A 17,811-nucleotide genomic window follows, 5' to 3' on the forward strand; every position below is an offset into this window, starting at 1 on the left:
ACGGAACCGGGGGAGAAGCCGGCACTGCCTGACTCCGGACACGGCGCGGCGATCCCGCCGCCCAGGCCGGAACAGCCACCCGCGGCGCAGGCCGCCGCGCCGCTGCCGGCCGCCGCGCCGCCGCCGGCCGAGGGGGCGCCGCCGGCGGGGAGCCGTACGCGCAGTCGCCGTACGCGCCGCCCGGGTACGGCCCGTCGCCGTACGCGGGACCGCCGTACGCCGGCGGCGGGTTCGGGTTCCCCGCGCAGCCGTCCGCGCCCGCCGCGCCGCCGCGCGGACCGGCCGACCCGCTGCGGGCCGTCGCCGTCGCGCTGCTCAACCTCGGCGGCCTGGGCCTGGGGTACGCGCTGATGCGCCGGTGGATCGCCATGGCGGTGTGCCTCGCCGCCACCGCGGCGCTGCTCGTCGTCGCGCTGCCCGCCGACCCCGACGGGGTCCCCGGCGGCGTGGTCGCCGGCTACCTGGCGGTGCTCGTCCTCGCCGCGGCGCACGGCGCGCTGCGGGCGCTGCGCACCCCGCTGCGTGTTCCGCCGCGCCGGCCGCCGAGCGCGCCGATCGCCGCGCTGCTCGGCCTGGTGCTGCTGGCCGTGCCGGTCGGCGGCGCCCTCGCCTACGGCAGCGCCAAGGACGAGGCGACGCAGAAGATGCTGCTGGACCGCCTCGCCGCCGCGGACGCCCTCGTGCAGGCCGCCAAGGACAAGCCCTTCGACGCCGCCCGCGACGACTACCGCACGGCCCTGTCCGCCTACCGCGACCTGCACCGCCGGCACGCCGGCTCACGCGCCGCGCAGCGGGTGCCGGACCGACTGCGGACCTACTACGCGACCGTTGGCGCCCCTTACGCCCGCAAGGACTACTGCGGCGCCGTGCAGCCGCTGACGTACCTGCGCACCGTCCCGGCCGACTACGGCGCGAAGGACCTCGGCGACCTGGCCCGCTGGCCCGACGACCGGCTGGCCACCTCGCTCTACGAGTGCGGTGCGGCGGACCTGGCGCACAACGGCACCGGCGCGTCCCGCGACGAGGACGACTTCTCCGAACTGCTCACCACCTTCCCCCGGTCCGCACAGGCCGCCAAGGTCGCGCCGGCCCTGGGCGCCTCCATCGACGCGGCGGGCAGGGCGGTCAAGGGTTCCGACCCGTGCGCCGCCACCGACCGGGTCAAGGCGCTGGGCACCCGCGCCGGCGACCTGCCCGGCGACAAGGCGGGCGCGAGCGCCGCACTGGCCCAGGACGCCCGGCGGGCCGACGGCTACGCCGAGTCCGGCGCCTACGCGTGCGGCGTGCACCAGTACCGCGCCGGCGACTTCGACAGCGCGCAGCAGACCATGGACGACTTCGCCGCCGCCTACCCGCACGACCGCAACAGGGCGCTCGCGCGGAAGTTCTCGATCGCCGCGCAGATCGCCCAGCACGAACCGGCGGCGGGCAAGCACGTGCCCACGCTCGCCACCGGCGGCGGCATCGACGTGACGGTCAGCAACGACAGCCCCGACCCGGTGACCGTGCTCTACACCGGCACGGTCACCGGCAGCTTCACCCTCGGCGCGTGCAAGGGCTGCAGCACCTACGCCAGCCGGGCCGAGGCGCGCCTGAGCGCGTGCAAGGCGGGCAAGAGCTACCCGCACCGGACGCTGCACCTGCCCGCCGGCGCGGTGTACTTCATGCACAAGGGCGGCGGCAGCGGCGTCTCCGGGACGCCCGCCACCGACTCCGAGACGCTGCGCTACGGCTACATCTACACCGAGTGCGCGTACTCGGTGACATCGGCCTTCGACCTCTGACTCGGTGCAGCCGGTGACTCAGTGCAGCCGGCTCTGCCAGTCCGGCGGCACCCGGTCCTGCGGGCCGGGCGCCGGCTGGTCCTCGGGGTGGGCGGACGGCTCGGCGAGCGCCGGGCCGTCGTCCACGTACGCCTCGGTGCGGTAGTTCCAGAACCAGTCCTCGCCCGGCTCGAAACTCTGCACCACCGGGTGCCCGCTGGCCTGCGCGTGCGCGCTGGCGTGCTGCCCGGGGGAGCTGTCGCAGCAGCCGACGTGCCCGCAGGCGGCGCACCTGCGCAGGTGGAACCACCAGCCGCCGGCCTCGTCGCAGTCGGCGCAGCCGGTGCCGCTGGGCCGGACGGTGGGGTCGATGGCCACCCCGCCCTGGCCTTCTGGCATCTCGTCCGGGGGGTTCAGCGAGGTCATGCGGAGGTCTCCTCTGCGTCGGGGGTCGCCGCCGCGGTCAGCGGCAGGCACACCCGGAAGCGGGTGTTGCCCGGTTCGGACGTCACCTCCAGGTCGCCGTGGTGCTTGTTGACCACGATTCGCCAGGAGATGTCGAGGCCCAGGCCGGTGCCCTGGCCCACCGGTTTGGTGGTGAAGAACGGCTCGAAGATCCGGTCCCGGATCTCCGGCGGGACCCCCGGCCCGGTGTCCAGGAAGTCCACTGCCAGCCTGCCGCGGTCGAGCGAGGTCCGCACGGTGAGCGTGCCAGGGCCGTCCATCGCGGAGACCGCGTTGTCGATCAGGTTGGTCCACACCTGGTTCAGCTCCCCGGGGAAGGCCGGCACCTTCGGCAGCGTGTGGTCGAACTCCCTGACCACCGTCACCTCCGGCCCGATCTTCCCGGCGAGCATCTGCAGGGTGCTGTCCAGCAGCTCGTGGATGTCGACCACCTGGTACGGCGCCCGGTCGAGCTGCGAGTACTGCCGGGCGGCGTTCACCAGCCCGGAGATCCGGGCGGTCGAGTCCTCGATCTCGTTCATCAGCAGCTCGGTCTCGACCGTGTAGTTCAGCCAGCGCAGCGCGCTCTCCAGCAGCTCGGCGTCCACCGCCGCGGCCACCTGGTCCAGCCACTCCTCGTCCAGACCCGCCTGCACGAACACCGGCGCCAGGTCCCAGCCGCCGGCGATGCCGTGGCCGTCCAGCCAGTCCGCGACCGCGTCCTCCTGGTCCGAGGCGTCCAGTGGGCCGAGCTGCTCGGCCTTGGCCACCCGCTCCGCGGCGCGCTCCTGGATGCCCACCAGCGTGTCCAGGTCGGCCTGCCGGTAGGGGCCGCCGGCCAGGATCTTCAGCTTGTGCCGCATCCCCGCGACCCGCTCGCGCAGCGCCGAGGTGGCCCGCAGCGCCGCCGCGGCCGGATTGTTCAGCTCGTGGGTCAGGCCCGCCGACAGCGACCCCAGCGCGAGCAGCCGCTCACGCTGGCTGACCTTCTGCTGGAAGGTCCGGTTGCCGAAGAACAGCCCCTCCAGCAGGTGCACCGCCATCGGGAACCAGTCGTGCACGATCCGCGAGAACTCCTGCGCGGACAGCACGAAGAACCGCGAGCGGACCGGCACCCGCATCGAGTTGGTGTACAGCTGCGGTACCTGGTCGTCCAGGTACGCCTGGAACGCGCCGGCGTACACACCGCGCTGCGAGGTGCGGTTGATCTCCACGTCGTCGGCGCCGACCCGCCGCGAGGTCACCACCGTGCCCTCCAGCAGGACGTAGAAGCACGTCGCCGGGTCGCCCTCGGCGTACACCGGGCCGGCCTCGCGCACCTCCACCCGGCCGGAGCGGCACAGCTGCCCGAGCTGGTCGTCGGTGAGCTTCTCGAACAGGAAGAGGCTGCGCAGCTCCTCCGGGTCGCAGGGCGACGGTTGCACGGTCACAGCCCCTCCAGATATCGGTGCACCAGCATCACGGCCATGGCGCCCTCGCCGACGGCGGACGCGACCCGCTTGGCCGACTCCGACCGCACGTCGCCGGCCGCGAAGACGCCCGGCACGCTGGTCTCCAGGTGGTACGGCGGCCGGTCCGGCTCCCAGCCGGCCGGCGCCCCGTCCCCGTCGTCCAGGTCCGGCCCGGTGAGCACGAAGCCGTGCCGGTCGCGGCGCACCGTGCCGTCCAGCCAGTCGGTGCGCGGCGCGGCGCCGATGAAGACGAACATCCGCTGCGCGTCGACCAGCTCGGTGCCGCCGCCGTCCCGGTCGCGCAGCACCAGGCCCTCCAGGTGGTCCGAGCCGTGCACGGCGGACACCTCGGTGCCGGTACGCACCCGGATGCTGGGTATCGCCGCGATCTGCTGGATCAGGTAGTGCGACATCGACGCCTCCAGCGAGGGGCCGCGCACCAGCAGCGTCACCGACTTCGCCCGGCGGGAGAGGTAGACGGCGGCCTGGCCGGCGGAGTTGGCGCCGCCGACGATGTAGACGTCCTGGTCCTCGCAGCCTGCGGCCTCGGTCAGCGCCGAGCCGTAGTAGACGCCGCGGCCGGTCAGCTCGGCGACGCCCGGCACGTCCAGCATCCGGTAGGCCACCCCGGTGGTCAGCAGCACGCTCTGCGCGGCGATCGCCGAGCCGTCCGACAGGCGCACGGTCCGCGCCGGGCCGCTCACCTCCAGGCCGGTGACCTCGCACGCGGTGAGGATCTCGGCGCCGAACCGGCTGGCCTGGCGGCGCGCCCGGTCGGTCAGCTGGGCCCCGGACACCCCGTCGGGGAAGCCGAGGTAGTTCTCGATCCGCGCGCTCTGGCCGGCCTGTCCGCCGGTCGCGGTGCGCTCCACCAGGACCGTGCGCAGGCCCTCGGAGGCGCCGTAGACCGCCGCGCCGAGCCCGGCCGGGCCGCCGCCGACCACCACCAGGTCGTAGAACTCCTCGGCCGGTGCGGTCGACAGGCCGACCCGGGCGGCCAGGTCCTGGTCGCTGGGCTCGACCAGCACCTCGCCGCCCGGCGCGATGACCAGCGGCAGCCGCAGCCCGTCGCAGCCCGCCGCGGCCAGCAGCCGCTCGCCCTCGGGCTGGTCGGACAGGTACCAGCGGTACGGGATCTGGTTGCGGGCCAGGAACTCCCGCACCTTCGACGAGCGCGCCGACCAGCGGTGGCCCACCACCTTGGTCTCCGGCACCGGCCGGTGGTCCGAGGCCAGCCAGCTCTCCAGCAGGTCGTCGACCACCGGGTAGAGCTTCTCCTCCGGCGGGTCCCAGGGCTTGAGCAGGTAGTGGTCCAGGTCCACCACGTTGATCGCGTCGATGGCCGCGCCGGTGTCGGCGTACGCGGTGAGCAGCACCCGGCGCGCGCCGGGATAGACGTCCATGGCCCGTTCGAGGAACTCGATGCCGTTCATGTCGGGCATCCGGTAGTCGGCGAGCAGCACCGCGACCAGGTCGCCGCGCAGCTTCATCTGCTTCAGCGCGTCCATCGCCGAGGCGCCGGACTCCGCGCGCACCACGCGGTACCGCTCGCCGTACCGCCGGCGCAGGTCGCGCGCGACCGCCCGGGAGACCCCCGGGTCGTCGTCGACGGTGAGGAGCACGGCACGGCGCGTGCCGTCCGGCTGTGGCATGGGCAGTCCCCGCATCCGGTCGTGGCCGGACCCCCGGTGTCCCGGCCGCTTCGCGTTTCAGCCTAGTGGCCGGTCGGGGACCGCGCACGGGCGTTCCTCCCAGCTCAGGTCACTCGGCGATGGCGCGGGTGAGCAGCACCACCGTGATGAAGGTGCGGTACAGCCGCAGCGGGTCGTCGCCGGTGATCGTCACCGCCGCCGGGTCGGCCGGGTCGGGCTCGACGCCGGCGACCCAGGTGGCCATCTCGGCCAGGTCGGGGTTGCGCATCCGCACCGCGAGCGTCGCCGGCAGCTCGATCCGCGGCAGCCCCGCCCCCGGCAGCGACTCCACCGCCCGCCGGGCCGCCGCCCTGATGGCGTCGCGCGCGTCCAGCGGGTGCATGCTGTCCGCGGAGAACCGCGACAGCGAGGACTTCACCACCGCGGGCACCGCGTCCGGGCAGAACGGTTCCAGCTCGCGCGCCGTCGTCTCGTCACCGGTGACCAGCAGCACCGGCACGCCGTGCCCGAGCGCCGCCAGCGCGTTGATCCCGCTCTCCCCGGCGACCACGCCGTTCAGCCGGACCTCGCTGATCGCCAGCGGGTTGTAGGTGTGCGACAGCGTCGCGGGGGAGCCCTGCATCGAGCCGTGGTACGACACGAAGAAGACGCCGTCGAAAGAGGCGTCGAGACCCTGCATCATGTACAGCGGCTTGTGCCGGCCCGACAGGTAGCGGGCCCGGCCGGCCAGCGCGTCGGGCCGCAGGTTCGCCATCGCGCCGTGCGAGTCGTTGACCAGGAAGCCGGTGGCGCCGGCCTGCGCGGCGCCCTCGATGGCCGCGTTGACCTCTTCCAGCAGCAGCGTCCGGTAGTGGGCGTACTCCTCCTGGCCCGGCCGGCACTGCGACCAGTCGACGACGCCCGCGGTGCCCTCCATGTCGGACGAGACGAAGATCCTCACGCCGACCCCCGCGGACGCAGCACCTCGCGCGGCCGGAACTCCGGCTCGGTGGACGAGGGGGTCATCAGCGCGTACACGCTGCCCTCCTGCCCGGCGGCGCCGCCGTGCCGGCCGTCCGGGGTCAGCGCCAGCGCGCGCAGCTCCGAGCGGTACTCGTCGGGCAGCGTCGCGGCGTCGGCGAGCGCGGCCAGGCACGCCTGCGCCGGGTCGGAGCCCGCGCCGATCAGGTCCACGATGGTACGGGCGGTGCCGCCGCGCATGCTCAGCTCGCCGCGGCCGGTGCAGGCCGCGCCGCCGGCCCGCAGGTCGCACCAGTTGCCCGCGCCCGGCAGCGCCGAGTCGCCGACCCGGCCCGGGTACTTGTACGGGTAGCCGGAGGTGGACACCCCCACGCACATCTCGCCCCGCGCGTCCAGCGCGATGATGTTGATGGTGCCCCACGGGCCGTCGTGCGGCGCCAGCCGCCGGATCAGCTCCAGCGCGCTCTCCCGGTAGCGGCGGTCCCCGTCGGTGGCCTCGGTGTTCTCGCCCTCGACCGCCTCGCGCGAGTCCGCGACCTGCTTGCGCCACTGCTCGCGGGACTCGTCGGTGAGCAGGTCGGCGGTCTCGAAGCCGTTCTCGCGGGCGAACAGCGCGGCGCCCTCGCCGACCAGCAGGCTGTGCTGCGGCAGCTTCTCCAGCACCGCCCGCGCCACCGAGATCGGGTGCGGGTAGCCCTGGAGGGCCGCCACCGCGCCGAACTGCCGGCCCGAGCCCAGCATCACCGAGGCGTCCAGCTCCACCACGCCCCGCGCGTTGGGCAGCCCCGCGGTGCCCACGTAGTGGTCGGCCGGGTTGTCCTCGCAGACCCGCATCGCGGCCTCCACCGCGTCCAGCGCGGAGCCGCCGCGCAGCAGCGCCTCCATGCCGGCCGGCAGCCCGACCTCGCTGCGTTCGCTGCCGATGATCACCTGTTCGTGCACGGGGCCCCTCCGCTCGGATCGACCGTCACGGCGCGGCCGAGGGTGACGGCCGCGCCGTGGATCAACCTATGCGACCGGTGGCCGCGGTGAGCGCGGGGCCCCGGCTACCCGGTCACTCGACGTCCACCCAGTCCAGCGTCCGCTCCACCGCCTTCTTCCAGCCGGTGTAGCCGGTCGCGCGCTGCTCGTCGGTCCACTGCGGCTCCCACCGCTTGGACTCGTTCCAGTGCTCGCGCAGCTCGTCGGTGTCCCGCCAGAAGCCGGTGGCGAGCCCCGCCGCGTAGGCCGCGCCGAGCGCGGTGGTCTCGGCCACCACCGGACGGCTGACCGGCACGCCGAGGATGTCGGCCTGCGTCTGCATGCACAGGTCGTTGGCGGTCACGCCGCCGTCGACCTTCAGCACGTCCAGGTGCACCCCGGAGTCCTGCTCCATCGCCTCGACCACGTCGCGGCTCTGGTAGCACATCGACTCCAGCGTGGCCCGGGCCAGGTGCCCGTCGGTGTGGTAGCGGGCCAGGCCGACGATCGCGCCGCGCGCGTCGGACCGCCAGTACGGCGCGAACAGGCCGGAGAACGCCGGCACGAAGTAGATGCCGTCGCTGCTGTCCACGGTACGGGCCAGCCGCTCGCTCTCCGGCGCGCCCTTGATGATGTGCAGCTGGTCGCGCAGCCACTGCACCGCGGAGCCGGTCACCGCGATCGACCCCTCCAGCGCGTACACCGCCGGCGCGTCGCCGAACTTGTACGCCACCGTGGTGATCAGGCCGTGCTCGCTGCGCACCGCCTCGGTGCCGGTGTTGAGCAGCAGGAAGTTGCCGGTGCCGTAGGTGTTCTTCGCCTCGCCGGGGGAGAAGCACACCTGGCCCACGGTCGCCGCCTGCTGGTCGCCCAGCACGCCGGCGATCGGCACCGGCGACCCGGTCGGCCGCGAGGCGCGGGTGCTGCCGTACGCCTCGGGGTGCGAGGAGGGGTTGATGGTCGGCAGCATGGCCCGCGGGATGCCGAAGATCTCCAGCAGTTCGTCGTCCCAGTCCAGCGTCTCCAGGTCCATCAGCATGGTGCGGCTGGCGTTGGTGACGTCGGTGGCGTGGATGCCGCCGTTCGGGCCGCCGGTGAGGTTCCACAGGATCCACGAGTCGGTGGTGCCGAACACCGCGTGGCCCTGCTCGGCCGCCTCGCGCAGCCCCTCGACGTTCTCCAGCATCCACTTGATCTTGCCGCCGGAGAAGTACGTGGCCGGCGGCAGCCCGGCCCGCCGCCGGATCAGGTCGCCGTGCCCGTCGCGCTCCAGCGCCTTGGCGATGGAGTCGGTGCGGGTGTCCTGCCAGACGATCGCGTTGCCGTAGGGCCGGCCGTTGCGCGGGTCCCACACCACCGTCGTCTCGCGCTGGTTGGTGATGCCGATCGCCGCCAGGTCGGACGCCTGCAGGCCGGCCGAGCGGACCGCGGTCTGGATCGCGACGTTGGTGCGCTCCCAGATCTCGGTCGGGTCGTGCTCGACCCAGCCGGGCTTGGGCAGGTACTGGGTGTGCTCCAGCTGGTGCTTGGCCACCTCGTTGCCCTGGTGGTCGAAGATCATGAAACGGCTGCTGGTGGTGCCCTGGTCCACCGCGCCGACGAAGTCCGCCATGGGTGTCGCCTCTCGTCAAGCCCGTGGGGCTGGGGGATGTCGGACGGTGTCTCAGACCTGCGGCTGCGAGGCCGGGGCGCGCCCGGGGGGCTCGGGCTCGGCGCCGGGCAGGAACCTGGAGACGAAGAACTTGTAGAACACCCCGCCGATCAGACCGCCGACCAGCGGCGCCACGATCGGCACCCAGAAGTAGAGGTTGCCCCATTGATCTCGCCAGGCCGTGTGGTAGCCGGTGATGTAGCTCGCCAGCCGCGGCCCGAAGTCACGCGCCGGGTTGATCGCGTACCCGGCGTCGGTGCCGAACGCCATGCCGATCGCGACCACGATCAGACCGACGATGAACGGGCCCAGGTTCGCCCCCGGCGGGGTGTTGAGCGCGTCCGTCACGGCCAGGATCAGGATCAGCAGGATGGCGGTGCCGATCACCTGGTCGCGGAAGGCGCCCCACTCGTGCACGCCGGCCGCCGGGTTGCCGTTGCCGGGCAGCGTGGAGAACACGGTCTGCGTCTTGATGGTGTGACCGGGGTCGAAGTGCCCCAGCACCTCGGTGTAGTTCCACCGCACGATCAGCGCCGCGACGAACGCGCCGAGCGTCTGCGCGATCATGTACGGCGCGACCTTCTTCCAGGAGAACCCCTTGAAGGCCGCCAGCGCCAGGGTCACCGCCGGGTTGAGGTGCGCGCCGCTGAGCCGCGCGGCCACGTACACGCCGAGGGTCACGCCCAGGCCCCAGGCCCAGGAGATGCTGTCGTGGTTGCCCAGCCCGCCGGCCGGATCGGTCAGTCCGCCGCCGGCCACCACCTGGGCCACGACGCCGATACCGAAAAGAAGGAGGATCATCGTGCCGGCGAACTCCGCTGAGAGTTCGCCGATCAGCCCAGATCCCGATGCCGCATCGCGTTCGCGTTCCGCCATGGATACCTGCTTCCCGCCGCCGCGGGGTGCGCCCGCGCGCGGCTGTCGGCCAGTGCTGCTCCGGCTGCTCGCTTCCACCGAAACACCTGGGGCCGTCGCGGGCGCGAGGCGGTGAGCCGTCCGGGCGACGTCCACGGCGTTCCGGCGCGTCGACAGTATGCCCCCGCACTGCCCCGATCGGCCCAGTCCCTGCGCCGCCCGGTTGCGACCCGTTGCGGACGGCCATTGACTGCTGCTGACCGGTGGCCGTCCGTCCGGCTGCCCGCGACGGCGCGGGCGTACGACCGAAGGAGGCACGCGATGCTCTCGGCGCGCAGCCTGTTCACGGAAATCCTCGACGACGACGAGTCCTTCCGGCTGTTCTGCTCCATCGCCGCCAGCGGCGAGGCGCAGGGCGGCTGGGAGAACGGCAGGATCGCCGCGCTCGTCCCCGACTCCCAGCGCGACCTGGCGCCGAAGATCGCCCGGCACGGCGCCGACGAGGACAAGCACGGCCGGATCTTCGCCGCGCTGATCCGCAAGCGGGGCCTGACCCCCGTCCCGGTGCCCGGCGACACCGACTACACGATGCTGCTGGAGCGCTGCGGCATCGGTCTCGCGCACGTCCGGCTGCGCCGCGACGAGCCCCTGACCGAAACGGACATCGTCACCTACCTGGCCCACAGCAGGGTCACCGAACAGCGCGCCTCGGAGCAGATGGCGCTGCTGCTCAAGCACTTCGGCGCGCACCCCGAGGTGGGCCGCGCGGTGCGGGCGATCTCCCGCGACGAGGACAACCACCTGGCGTACTGCCACGAGGAACTGCTGCGGCTGGCCGGCGAGGGGCACGCGCGGACGATCCGGCGCGTCCTGCGCGAGAGCGCGCTCGCCGAGATCAGGATCTACCGCGACGTCAGCCTCGCGGTGATGGCGCACATGGGCCGGGTGCTGCACTGGCCGGCCGCCAAGTCGGCGGTGCTGCGGGCCGGCATCCAGGGCGTGTACCTCTACGAGCGGCTCGGCGGCTGGCGGCGGATGGTCCGGCTGCGGATGCCCGAGCCGGAGCTCAGGAACGCGCTGGGCGGCCCGGCGCCGGCGCCCGCGGTCGCGCCCGTCGCGTCCGAGGGCTGAGCCCAAAGCGCGGCGGGCGGACCGGACACGCCGTCAGGCCGGCCCCGAACGCGTCCATTCGGGCGCGGGCGGCCCGCCCGTGTCGGCCGTGCGCCTGGCCCCGCTCGGGCGCCGGCGCCGCGGCTACGAGGCGGTCACCGCGGTCGTCCGCCGCGGGCCGCCGGCGGCGCGCCGGGGTCCGCGGAGCCGAGCGCCCGCAGGATCGCTTCGACGCTCTGCTTGGCGTCGCCGAACAGCATCCGGCTGTTCTCCCGGAAGAACAGCGGGTTCTGCACGCCCGCGTAGCCGGAGGCCATCGAGCGCTTGAAGACGATGACGTTCTCCGCCTCCCACACCCGCAGCACCGGCATGCCCGCGATCGGACTCGACGGGTCCTCCGCGGCCGACGGGTTCACCGTGTCGTTCGCCCCGATCACCAGCACCACACCGGTCGACGCGAAATCGTCGTTGATCTCGTCCATCTCCAGCACCACGTCGTACGGCACCCGCGCCTCGGCCAGCAGCACGTTCATGTGGCCGGGCAGCCGGCCCGCCACCGGGTGCACGCCGAACCGCACCTCCACCCCGCGCTCGCGCAGCGCCCGGGTCAGCTCGGCCACCGGGTGCTGCGCCTGCGCCACCGCCATCCCGTAGCCCGGGGTGATGATCACCGAGCCGGCCGACGCCAGCAGCTCGGCCGCCTCCTCGGCGGTGGTCTCCCGGTGCTCGCCGGCCTCCTCGCCCGAGGACGCCGCCGCCTCGATGCCGAAGCCGCCGGCGATCACCGAGAGGAACGACCGGTTCATCGCCTTGCACATGATGTACGACAGGTACGCGCCGGAGGAGCCGACCAGCGCGCCGGTCACGATCAGCAGGTTGTTGTTCAGCAGGAAGCCGGCCGCCGCGGCGGCCCAGCCCGAGTAGCTGTTCAGCATCGAGACCACCACCGGCATGTCGCCGCCGCCGATCGACACCACCAGGTGCCAGCCCAGCGCCAGCGCCAGCACCGTCACCGCGATCAGCAGCCCGCGGCCCGGGTGCACCGCGAACCACACGGTCAGCGCGGCGAAGGCGACCAGTGCGCCCAGGTTGAGCGCGTTCTTGCCCGGCAGGGTCAGCGGGCGCGACTTGATCCGCGCGGACAGCTTCAGGAACGCCACGACCGACCCGGTGAAGGTGACCGCGCCGATGAAGATGCCGATGAACACCTCGGCGTGGTGGATGCGCAGCAGGTCGTGCGCGATCGCGGTCTGCGCCGCGCCCTTGGCCTCGACCTCCTGGTAGCTGCTCCAGCCCACCAGCACCGCGGCCAGGCCGACGAAGCTGTGCAGCATGGCGATCAGCTCCGGCATGCCGGTCATCTCCACCACCCGGGCCCGCCACAGCCCGACGGCCGCGCCGATCGCCATCGCGAGGATCAGCAGCGCGATGCCCCACCCGGAGATGTCGTCGGCGGTGAAGCCGAAGGTGGCCACCAGGGCGATGGCCATGCCCGCGGTGCCGAAGAGGATGCCGGAGCGCGAGGTGCGGTGCTGCGACAGACCGGCCAGGCTCATGATGAACAGCAGCGCGGCGACGACGTCGGCGGCCTGGATTCCCGTACTGGCTTTCATGCGGCCTCAGCCTTTCGAGAACATGCCGAGCATGCGACGGGTGACGGCGAACCCACCGAAGATGTTGATGCTGGTGAGCAGGATCGCCACGAACGACAGCACGGTGACGGCGGTCGAGCCGCGGCCGATCTGCAGCAGCGCGCCGATCACCACGATCCCGGAGATCGCGTTGGTCACCGACATCAGCGGGGTGTGCAGCGCGTGGTGGACCTTGCCGATGACGTAGTAGCCGATCACCACCGACAGCGTGAACACCGTGAAGTTCTCCGCCAGCTGCGCCGGGGAGAAGGCGATCACCAGGAACAGGGCCACCATCCCCGCGCCGATCAGGCCCAGCCGGGCCGGCGCCGACAGCCTCCGCTCGGGCGCCGCGGCCGGGGGCGCGGCGGCCTCCGCACGCGCCGCCGGCGCCGCCGACACCTGCACCGGCGGCGGGGGCCAGGTGAGTTCGCCGCGCCGGACCACGGTCACCGCGCGCTGCACCACGTCGTCGAAGTCCAGCGCCATCCGGCCGTCCTTGTCCGGCGTGAGCAGCTTCAGCAGGTTGACCAGGTTGGTGCCGTACAGCTGCGACGCCTGCGCGGGCAGCCGGGCCGGCAGGTCGGTGTAGCCGAGGATGGTCACGCCGCCCTCGGTGACCACCGCCTCGCCCGGCACCGTGCCCTCGACGTTGCCGCCCTGCGCCGCGGCCATGTCCACGATCACGCTGCCGGGCTTCATCACCGCCACGTCCCGCGCGGTCAGCAGCCGCGGCGCCGGGCGGCCGGGGATCAGCGCGGTGGTGATGACGATGTCCACCTCGGCGGCCTGTTCGTGGTAGATCTCCGCGGCCCGGCGGTCGTACGCCTGCGAGGTGGCCTTCGCATAGCCGTCGGTGCCCTGCTCCTGCTCCACGTCGACCGCCAGGTACCGGCCGCCCAGGGAGGCGACCTGGTCGGCGACCTCCGGGCGCGGGTCGGTGGCGCGCACCTCGGCGCCCAGGCTGCCGGCCGCGCCGATCGCGGCCAGCCCCGCCACGCCGGCGCTGGCCACCAGCACCTTGGCCGGCGGCACCTTGCCCGCCGCGGTGACCTGGCCGGTGAAGAACCGGCCGAAGACGTGCGCGGCCTCGATCACCGCCCGGTAGCCGGCGATGTTCGCCATCGAGCTGAGCACGTCCATCGACTGGGCGCGGGAGATGCGCGGCACCGCGTCCATCGACAGCACGGTGATGTCGCGTTGCGCCAGGTCCTCCAGCAGCTGCGGGTTCTGGGCCGGGGCGAGCAGGGCGATGAGCGTCGCGCCGTCGGGCAGCCGGGCGATCTCCTCCGGCGAGGGCGCGTTGATCTTGAGCACGATGTCGGACCGCCAGGCCGCGCCGATCGCGGCGCCCTCCTGGACGTAGGCGTCGTCGGTGAAGCCGGACGCCGCGCCCGCACCGGACTCGACGACCACCTCGTACCCCAGGCGCAGGAGTTGGCGGACGGTGGCGGGGGTGGCGGCCACGCGGGTCTCACCCGTTCGGGTTTCGGCCGCGACGCCGATCTGCTGTGGCACTGACTCCGGCATCCGTATCCCTTGTCCCTTTCGGCTCGGCTCTCGGCTCAGATCTCGACGGAAACGGGCTTGGCAGGCGGAAAACAGGGCTTGCGCGGTGCGTGCGCGGCAGCGCACGCGGTAGACACTGCTGGAACCCGCGGGCCCGGCACAACCCCGTAAGGGGTGGCGGTGGACACAGCGTCCGCACAGCGTCCGTACAGGGGTTGCGCGAGCGCCGCACGGTGTGCGTGCGGTCCCGCACGCACCAAGGGGTCCCCCGCGGCCTGCGGGGGACCCCTTGCGGTGCTGTCGAATCTATGCCGAACCGGGGGCGTTCGCGGTGTTCGCCCCGCCGGTGGCGGCTACTGGAGGCCGACGGCCTTGCAGGCCGCGGCGAACTGGCCGGTGCAGATCTGCGCCACGGTGTACATGCCGTCCTTGACCACCGTGTCCTTGATGTTGGCCTTGGTCACCGACACCGCGGTGAGCAGCTTGGCCGGCACGTCCTGGCCGGAGCCGGACTTGGCGGTGGTGTCGGCGACCGACGTGACGTCCTTGCCCTCCAGCAGGGCGACGGCGATCTCGGCGGTGGCGTCGGCCTCCGGCTTGTACGCCTTGTAGACCGTCGCCGTCTGGTGATCGGTCAGGATGCGCTGGATGGCCGCGAGGTCGGCGTCCTGCCCGGTCAGCGGGACCTTGATGCCCTGGCCGTTCAGGGCGGTCGCGATGCCGCCGGCCATGGTGTCGTTGGCGGAGTACACCGCGGCGATGTTCTGCTTGCCCAGCTGGGTGATGGCCGCGGTCACCTTCTGGTTCGCCACGGTGTCCTTCCACAGGCCGCTCTGCTCGTAGGCGATGTCGACCTTGCCGTCCAGGACCTTGTGCGCGCCGGCCTTGAACTGCGCGGCGTTGGGGTCCGCGTCGTCGCCGTTGATCATCACGATCTTCGACTGCGGGGTGGCCTTCGGGCCGAGCGCGTCCAGCAGCGCCTGCCCCTGCAGCTCGCCGACCTTCTCGTTGTCGTAGGAGACGTAGGCGGAGACCGGGCCCTGCGCGAGGCGGTCGTACGCCACCACCTTGACGCCCTTGTCGACCGCGGCCTGCACCGAGGAGCGGATGCCCACCGCGTCCTGCGCGTCCAGGATCAGCACCTTGACGCCCTTGGTGATCATCGTGTTGACCTGCTGGGCCTGCTTGGACGCGTCGGCGCCGGCGTTGTCGTAGCTGACCGTGCAGTCGGAGCACAGCTCCTTGATCTTGGCCTCGATGAGCGGCTTGTCGAACCGCTCGTACCGGGCGGTCACGGTGTCGGGGAGCAGCAGGCCGATGGACTTGGCCCCGCCCTTGTCCTTGTCCGAGCCCTTCGAGTCGTCCCCCGCCTTGCCGCAGGCGGCCATCGCCAGCGCCATGGAGACGGCGGCGGTCGTGACGACGATGCGTCGTGTCAACGCGTTCATGGAACGTTGCCCTCCCGGAGCGGGCCGCAACGCCGCAGCCCAAGTGCGGGTGAGTCAACTGGCGTTAGTCCCCACTCGTCAAGAAGTGGACCATGATTGCCGACATTCCGCAGGAGATTTGCCTGAACTCGGACGTGGGCGCGCTCTCCCCGTGGTCACAGGGGTGACATCGGCCGGGTTCTGACACAGCAGGCGCCCGGCGCCTGCCGGTGGGCAGACGCCGGGCGCCGCGGCGGTGCGGGGTGTGCGGTGCGGGGTGTTCGGTGTGGGGAGTGCGGCGCGGGGCGGTGGCGATGCGCGGGGCGCGGTGCGGCTCGCGCCCCGCCGGCTCAGGCGGTGAGCAGCGGCAGCAGCGTCTGCTCGGTGAACTCCCACAGCAGCGCCGAGTCGTGGGCGTGGAAGGCCGCGCCGTGCCAGTAGGCGCCGCGCCGTCCCTGCAGCCCGTTCAGCGCCCGGTAGAAGCCGGCGGCGATGTCGGCCGCGCCGACGGTCAGCTCGTAGGGGGTGTGGCTGGAGAAGTCGCGGAACTCCACCCGGCTGACGTCCACCGCGCCCTGGGAGCGCAGCCGCTTGAGGTCAGCCACGATCGCCCCGCGCACCGCCGCGTCGCCCACGGGCGAGGGACTGCCGTACTTCACGTCGTGCAGTCCCGGTACGCTGCTCGGCGAGAACGCGTAGGCGGCCGGCAGCGGCGGCAGGTTGTACGGCGTGTCCGCGCCGACGTTCTGCACCGTCAGGTCGGCCGGCACGCCGGCCAGCCGCACCAGCCCGGTGTAGTAGTTGCCCTGCCGGAACCGTCCGAGCACGTCGCGCTCGTGCGCGTCGAGGTCGAAGGCGGCGAGCCTGGCCGGCAGCGGCGGCGCGGTGATCAGCAGCTTCCCCGCCTTCACGGTGAGCGGACCGTCCGGGGTGTCGACCCGCAGCAGCACCCCGCCGCCTGCCGGTCGCGGTCGGTCGCCGTGACCCGCGAGCCGAGCAGCACGTCCTCGCCGAGGAACGCCCCCGCCGCCTCGTACAGCGCGCTGTTGTCGCGGTGCGCGGTGGTCAGGAAGGAGTTCTGCAGGACGCCGGTCACCACGCCCGCGCCGAAGTACTTCAGCACGTACAGCGCGGGCAGCGCCAGGATGTCGTTGAAGCCCTGGCCGAAGGAGTAGGCGAGCTGGGCGATCGACTCCAGGCCGTGGGCGGTGACGAAGTCGCCCCAGGGCTGGAGCAGTTCGGCCGGCACCGGGTCCGGCAGGTCGTATCCGGTCTCCAGGTAGGGGTACTGCTGGAGGATGCCGAGATACGTGCCGAGGGCGGTGGGCGCCGACGGGGTGTAGCCGTCGACGACCCGGCCGGTGCGGAAGTCCGCGTAGACGGTGGCGCCGCCGCCGAGACTGCCGGAGCCGACCAGGTCGACGCCGAACCGGCCGAAGTACCCGCGCACCAGCGGCGTGTCGTGGAAGACCGTCACCCCGATGTCGGTCGTCGCACCGGTCCGCGGGTCGTGGTAGGTCTCGCAGTGCCCGCCCGAGCCGGCCTTTGGACTCGATCACCACGACGCTGCGGCCCTCGTCGCGCAGCCGCACCGCGGTGTACGTGCCGGACGAGCCGCCGCCGACCACGCACACGTCGCGCTCGATCACCCGGCCCGCGCCCCCGCCGGACCCTCCCGCCGCCGCGGCCACTCCCGGCCGCAGCGCGACGGCCGCGGCCACCCCGCTGCCGGCCAGCGCCTTGAGCGCCTGCTTGCGTGTCCACCCCATGGAACCCCCTCGGACGACGTCACGGTTGCTGAGAGGAGTAGACCGCGCGGCCCGCCGCCCCCGACAGACCGCGATGGCGGGCGGCCTTGGCCCGGTTGCCGCACACCCGCATCGAGCACCAGCGGCGCCTACCGCCGGCCGTCGTGTCCAGGTACAGCATCCGGCACCGCGGCGCCTCGCACTCGCGCAGCCGCGCGCGCAGCCGCGGGTCCGCCATCAGCGCGAGCAGGTCGCGGGCCACCAGCGAGAGCAGATGACGACCCGTCAGCGGCGGGAGCCGGACCGCCAGGGCGCGGGACCCGGCGTCCGGCGCGGCGGTCAGCTCCAGACGCGGCGCGGGCGGGGCGTGGTACGCGCACTCGTTGACCAGCGCGACCGAGGCGAGGGAGGGCGCGGCGCCGCGCAGGTCCGCCGCCGCCACGTCGTACGCGGCCTCGCGCAGCAGCCGCAGATCGGCGAGGAGGGGGAGAGGTCCGGCGCGGAGTCCGACACGGCGCCCGGCGCGGCGCCCGGAGCAGCGCCCGCGATAGCGCCCGGAGCAGCGCCCGGGGCGTGGCCGGCCCCGCGCCGAGCGCCGTCGCCACGCTCGTGCCCGAACTCGAACTCGAACCCGAACCCGAACCCGCGAC

The 17,811-nt window shown here is 73.3% G+C and carries 15 protein-coding genes and 1 pseudogene; 2 read left to right on the forward strand and 14 right to left on the reverse strand.

What is annotated here, in order from left to right; all coding sequences use genetic code 11:
* The first annotated feature begins 350 nt into the window (after window positions 1-350).
* Entirely contained in the window at window positions 351-1,784 is a 1,434-nt protein-coding gene (locus VSR01_RS34205; protein WP_326452859.1) for a hypothetical protein, read from the forward strand.
* Between the two features lie 18 nt (window positions 1,785-1,802).
* Here VSR01_RS34205 and VSR01_RS34210 read toward each other — a convergent pair whose 3' ends face one another.
* The 7 genes from VSR01_RS34210 to VSR01_RS34240 form a co-directional block, all read right to left on the reverse strand.
* The gene (locus VSR01_RS34210; protein WP_442785603.1) at window positions 1,803-2,189 is read right to left on the reverse strand and encodes a UBP-type zinc finger domain-containing protein; all 387 of its coding nucleotides are present in this window, start codon (window positions 2,187-2,189) and stop codon (window positions 1,803-1,805) included.
* Entirely contained in the window at window positions 2,186-3,637 is a 1,452-nt protein-coding gene (locus VSR01_RS34215; protein WP_326452860.1) for an ATP-binding protein, read from the reverse strand. Before VSR01_RS34215 ends, VSR01_RS34210 begins: the two co-directional genes overlap by 4 nt.
* Entirely contained in the window at window positions 3,634-5,310 is a 1,677-nt protein-coding gene (locus VSR01_RS34220; protein ID WP_326452861.1) for an FAD-dependent oxidoreductase, read from the reverse strand. The genes VSR01_RS34215 and VSR01_RS34220 overlap by 4 nt, the downstream gene beginning before the upstream one ends.
* A 109-nt stretch (window positions 5,311-5,419) precedes the next feature.
* Window positions 5,420-6,250, reverse strand: a complete 831-nt coding sequence (locus VSR01_RS34225) for a M55 family metallopeptidase (protein WP_326452862.1) — start codon at window positions 6,248-6,250, stop codon at window positions 5,420-5,422.
* Entirely contained in the window at window positions 6,247-7,212 is a 966-nt protein-coding gene (locus VSR01_RS34230) for a N(4)-(beta-N-acetylglucosaminyl)-L-asparaginase (RefSeq protein ID WP_326452863.1), read from the reverse strand. Before VSR01_RS34230 ends, VSR01_RS34225 begins: the two co-directional genes overlap by 4 nt.
* 112 nt (window positions 7,213-7,324) lie before the next feature.
* Window positions 7,325-8,842 carry a glycerol kinase GlpK gene (gene glpK / locus VSR01_RS34235; protein WP_326452864.1) on the reverse strand — a complete coding sequence of 506 codons (1,518 nt, stop codon included), beginning with the start codon at window positions 8,840-8,842 and terminating at the stop codon, window positions 7,325-7,327.
* 51 nt (window positions 8,843-8,893) lie between these two features.
* Entirely contained in the window at window positions 8,894-9,757 is an 864-nt protein-coding gene (locus VSR01_RS34240; protein ID WP_326452865.1) for an MIP/aquaporin family protein, read from the reverse strand.
* Between the two features lie 300 nt (window positions 9,758-10,057).
* Between VSR01_RS34240 and VSR01_RS34245 the strand changes: the two genes are divergently transcribed.
* A complete protein-coding gene (locus VSR01_RS34245) occupies window positions 10,058-10,867 on the forward strand; it encodes a ferritin-like domain-containing protein (RefSeq protein ID WP_326452866.1) in 810 nt (269 codons plus the stop codon).
* Window positions 10,868-11,001: 134 nt separating this feature from the next.
* On the opposite strand, the gene pntB is transcribed toward VSR01_RS34245, so the two are convergent.
* From pntB to VSR01_RS34275, 7 genes and pseudogenes are all read right to left on the reverse strand, one after another.
* Complete coding sequence (pntB, locus tag VSR01_RS34250) at window positions 11,002-12,459, reverse strand: Re/Si-specific NAD(P)(+) transhydrogenase subunit beta (protein ID WP_326452867.1); 1,458 nt, start codon at window positions 12,457-12,459, stop codon at window positions 11,002-11,004.
* A 6-nt stretch (window positions 12,460-12,465) separates the two neighbouring features.
* The gene (locus VSR01_RS34255; RefSeq protein WP_326452868.1) at window positions 12,466-14,007 is read right to left on the reverse strand and encodes a Re/Si-specific NAD(P)(+) transhydrogenase subunit alpha; all 1,542 of its coding nucleotides are present in this window, start codon (window positions 14,005-14,007) and stop codon (window positions 12,466-12,468) included.
* A gap of 332 nt (window positions 14,008-14,339) precedes the next feature.
* Complete coding sequence (locus VSR01_RS34260; protein ID WP_326452869.1) at window positions 14,340-15,434, reverse strand: sugar ABC transporter substrate-binding protein; 1,095 nt, start codon at window positions 15,432-15,434, stop codon at window positions 14,340-14,342.
* Between the two features lie 329 nt (window positions 15,435-15,763).
* Window positions 15,764-16,363: a hypothetical protein gene (locus tag VSR01_RS34265; protein WP_326452870.1), complete on the reverse strand. Its 600-nt coding sequence runs from the start codon at window positions 16,361-16,363 to the stop codon at window positions 15,764-15,766.
* Window positions 16,321-16,890 carry a hypothetical protein gene (locus tag VSR01_RS34270; RefSeq protein ID WP_326452871.1) on the reverse strand — a complete coding sequence of 190 codons (570 nt, stop codon included), beginning with the start codon at window positions 16,888-16,890 and terminating at the stop codon, window positions 16,321-16,323. The genes VSR01_RS34265 and VSR01_RS34270 overlap by 43 nt, the downstream gene beginning before the upstream one ends.
* Window positions 16,891-16,933: 43 nt before the next feature.
* Window positions 16,934-17,182: pseudogene (locus VSR01_RS38095) on the reverse strand (FAD-dependent oxidoreductase); the annotation flags it as partial.
* A gap of 19 nt (window positions 17,183-17,201) precedes the next feature.
* Complete coding sequence (locus tag VSR01_RS34275; RefSeq protein ID WP_326452872.1) at window positions 17,202-17,603, reverse strand: CGNR zinc finger domain-containing protein; 402 nt, start codon at window positions 17,601-17,603, stop codon at window positions 17,202-17,204.
* Window positions 17,604-17,811 lie beyond the last annotated feature (208 nt).

The sequence above is a fragment of the Actinacidiphila sp. DG2A-62 genome (genome assembly GCF_035825295.1).
Lineage (GTDB): Bacteria > Actinomycetota > Actinomycetes > Streptomycetales > Streptomycetaceae > Actinacidiphila.

What these genes read in the sequence shown, in the direction of transcription:
- VSR01_RS34210 (WP_442785603.1), bottom strand. Translation starts at nt 2,189, where the DNA reads ATGACCTCGCTGAACCCCCCGGACGAGATGCCAGAAGGCCAGGGCGGG.
- VSR01_RS34205 (WP_326452859.1), top strand. Translation starts at nt 351, where the DNA reads ATGCGCCGGTGGATCGCCATGGCGGTGTGCCTCGCCGCCACCGCGGCG.
- VSR01_RS34260 (WP_326452869.1), bottom strand. Translation starts at nt 15,434, where the DNA reads ATGAACGCGTTGACACGACGCATCGTCGTCACGACCGCCGCCGTCTCC.
- glpK (WP_326452864.1), bottom strand. Translation starts at nt 8,842, where the DNA reads ATGGCGGACTTCGTCGGCGCGGTGGACCAGGGCACCACCAGCAGCCGT.
- VSR01_RS34240 (WP_326452865.1), bottom strand. Translation starts at nt 9,757, where the DNA reads ATGGCGGAACGCGAACGCGATGCGGCATCGGGATCTGGGCTGATCGGC.
- VSR01_RS34255 (WP_326452868.1), bottom strand. Translation starts at nt 14,007, where the DNA reads ATGCCGGAGTCAGTGCCACAGCAGATCGGCGTCGCGGCCGAAACCCGA.
- VSR01_RS34245 (WP_326452866.1), top strand. Translation starts at nt 10,058, where the DNA reads ATGCTCTCGGCGCGCAGCCTGTTCACGGAAATCCTCGACGACGACGAG.
- VSR01_RS34220 (WP_326452861.1), bottom strand. Translation starts at nt 5,310, where the DNA reads ATGCCACAGCCGGACGGCACGCGCCGTGCCGTGCTCCTCACCGTCGAC.
- pntB (WP_326452867.1), bottom strand. Translation starts at nt 12,459, where the DNA reads ATGAAAGCCAGTACGGGAATCCAGGCCGCCGACGTCGTCGCCGCGCTG.